Consider the following 2,746-nt stretch of genomic DNA (forward strand, 5'->3'; position numbering starts at 1 on the left):
GGCCGTCGCTCTCCCACCACTGGAGCATGTCGTTGCCGCTGACGTCGTACTTGTCACCGAGCGAGACGAAGGACGAGACACCGATCCCCAGCCGGGACAGTCCGTCGAGCAGGGCGATGCCCACCCCTCCGGACTGCACGGCGACGCCTGCCGTGCCGGGGCTCGGATGAGCGGCCGCGAAGGTGGCGTCGAGAGAGAGTTCGGGATCGGTGTTGGAGATGCCGAGGCAGTTAGGGCCCACCAGCCGCATGCCGTACGTCCGGCACGCCGTCAGCAGCGCCTGAGCCTGGTCTTTGTCGAGTCCGGCGGAGACGACGACGAGTGCCCGCACTCCTGCTTTGCCGCACTCCTCCGCAGTGGCGGGGAGCGCCGCTGCGGGCACCGCGAGGACCACGAGATCGGGGACCTTGGGCAGCGCGCTCACCGAGGGATGGCACGGCACACCGAGAACGGACGTGACCTTCGGGTTCACGGCGAACAGCCGTCTTGTGAAGCCGCCCGCATGCAGATGGTGCAGGAGAGCCCGTCCCACCGACCCGGGCCTGCGCCCGGCACCGACCACCGCGATCGCGTCCGGCCGTAGCAGGGGTATCAAGCTGGCCACATCCGCAGCCCGGCCACGTGTCTCCACCGTCGACAGGTACGCCTCATCCTCCGCGAGCTCGACGGTGCAGCGCACCTCCGGGCCCTCGAAATGACGGGCAGTACGCAGTCCCAGATCGGCGAAGAGCCGGAGCACTTCGTGATTCTCGCTGAGCGCGTCAGCGGTGAACGTGCTGATTCCCTCCGCGCGGGCAGCCGAGACCAGATGCTCGATGAGGAGGGTACCGACGCCCCGGTGGTGCAGTCCCTCAGCCACGGCGAGGGAGATCTCGGCCGATGCCCTGTCCTCGCCGGTCTCGTACTCAGCCAGGCCGATCACCCGACCTTGCGTCTCGGCCAACAACGCCCGGTATCCGGGGCGCGGCGGTGCACAGGCCCGGTCGGCCGCCATCGCGGCGGAGCGCCGGCTCGCCGCGAAGAACCGCAGCCGGAGGTTCTCCGGGGACATCTCCTCGTACAACCTCTGTAGCTGTTCGTGATCTCGCGGCGTCACGGCCCGGATGGACACAGTCGTGCCGTCCGCGAGCAGGGCGTGAACCATGGGTCGACTGCGCGCGTCGTCCGTCATCGCGGGCCTCCTCAATGCCTCTCTGGACTTGAGCATCCGGCCACCCAAGGCCCCCGCCCCAGGTGCTGGTCGCAGCGCCCTCGAGCCACGCCTCGCCGGAGACCTTCAGCTCCGGGTTTCGCAGCCGCGCATGTTCCGCGCACGACGCGGCGATGCTCTCCGCCATGATCACTCCGGACGGGCGGTCGGCGCCGAGGGCGGGAAGGCGTCGCTCGCACCGCTCCCATCGCGAGCTGTGGACAAGCCGCACTGCCAGTCCGTGGCGCGCCGCCTCGTCCACGGCCCAGTCCACGGCCTCCAGGCTGGAATCCGATCCGTCGACCCCCACGAACCAGCGGGCGCTCCATCGTCCCACCGCCCTTCCGCCCAGCCACTGTGAGAGTCCCCTGTGAATACCGTCGCACCGGCCTCAACCCCCCGCGACACGCGCTTCGGCTCTCGGAGTGCCTCCGCCCGGGTTGCGCCACGCCGGTTTGCGGCGATGGTGGAGTCATGCGGCCGGCAGCAAGACGCCGCTGGGGCCCACCTCCCGCCACGGCTTCCGCATAGGCCGCGTGCTGAGACGTGCGTGACCGGACAGGAGCCCGTCTCCACCTCGAGGTCGCGGAGAAGGGACGGCCATCGTGGTTGCAAGGACCGGCGTATTCGGCGCCATGACGCACGAGCATCGCGAGCAGCTCATGTCACACGCTCGTGAGGTGTCGTTCGAGGCAGGCGAGCGCATCTTCAACGAGGGCGGCAAGGCCGACCGCTTCTGGATCATCCACACGGGCACGGTCGCTCTCGACCTTCAGGTGCCCGGCAGGCGGGCAGCGGTCGTCGAGACCCTCGGTGCCGGAAAGCTGCTGGGCTGGTCCTGGCTGGTCCCTCCCCATCAATGGCATCTGGGGGCCGAGGCAGGCAGCCCGGTCCGTGCCTACGAGTTCGACGCGGCGGCGGTTCGTGAGATGTGCGCGAAGGACCCGGGGCTGGATCACGAGCTGTGTACGTATGTCTCCGGCGTGCTCGCGCGCCGGCTCAGGTCCGCTCGGGTGCGGCTGCTCGACCTGTACGCGCCCCACGGTTCGGGCGAGGTTCCCTGACGAGGCGAGACGAGGTGCTTCGAAGTGCCGCAGACCCCGCACATCGTGAGCGATGTGATGACTCAGACGGTCGTGGCTGTCGGACGCGACGCGCCCTTCAAAGAGATCGTGCGGACCATGGATCAGTGGAAGGTCAGTGCCATGCCCGTCCTTGAGGGCGAAGGTCGCGTCATCGGTGTCGTCTCCGAGGCCGATCTGCTGCCCAAGGAGGAGTTCCATGACAGCGACCCGAGCCTCTTGGAGCAACGCCGGCGTCTGTCCGACGTCGCCAAAGCAGGGGCAGCAACGGCGGAAGAACTCATGAGCACCCCCGCTATCACCGTCCACCCCGGCGTCACCCTGGCCCAGGCTGCCCGGATCATGGCCGTCCGGCACGTCAAGCGTCTGCCTGTGGTCGACGACATCGGCATGCTCCAGGGCATCGTCAGCCGTGCCGACCTGCTGAAAGTCTTCCTGCGGTCGGACGAGGACATCGAGGAGGAGGTCCGACGCA

The 2,746-nt window shown here is 68.8% G+C and carries 3 protein-coding genes and 1 pseudogene; 2 read left to right on the top strand and 2 right to left on the bottom strand.

Going from position 1 to position 2,746, the window contains the following annotated elements; all coding sequences use genetic code 11:
* Together RB628_RS40190 and RB628_RS42855 are read right to left on the bottom strand one after the other, a co-directional pair.
* A partial coding sequence (locus RB628_RS40190; RefSeq protein WP_318325596.1) for a GNAT family N-acetyltransferase occupies positions 1-1,171 on the bottom strand: 1,171 nt, incomplete at its 3' end.
* 181 nt (positions 1,172-1,352) lie between these two features.
* Positions 1,353-1,526: pseudogene (locus RB628_RS42855) on the bottom strand (universal stress protein); the annotation flags it as partial.
* A gap of 298 nt (positions 1,527-1,824) precedes the next feature.
* On the opposite strand from RB628_RS42855, the gene RB628_RS40200 reads away from it, so the two are divergent.
* The gene (locus RB628_RS40200; RefSeq protein WP_318325597.1) at positions 1,825-2,253 is read left to right on the top strand and encodes a cyclic nucleotide-binding domain-containing protein; all 429 of its coding nucleotides are present in this window, start codon (positions 1,825-1,827) and stop codon (positions 2,251-2,253) included.
* A 24-nt stretch (positions 2,254-2,277) separates the two neighbouring features.
* On the top strand, positions 2,278-2,746 hold a 469-nt coding region (locus RB628_RS40205; RefSeq protein ID WP_318325598.1), incomplete at its 3' end, for a CBS domain-containing protein.

The organism is Streptomyces sp. ADMS (assembly GCF_033441795.1).
Classification (GTDB): domain Bacteria; phylum Actinomycetota; class Actinomycetes; order Streptomycetales; family Streptomycetaceae; genus Streptomyces.

What these genes read in the sequence shown, in the direction of transcription:
- RB628_RS40200 (WP_318325597.1), top strand. Translation starts at nt 1,825, where the DNA reads ATGACGCACGAGCATCGCGAGCAGCTCATGTCACACGCTCGTGAGGTG.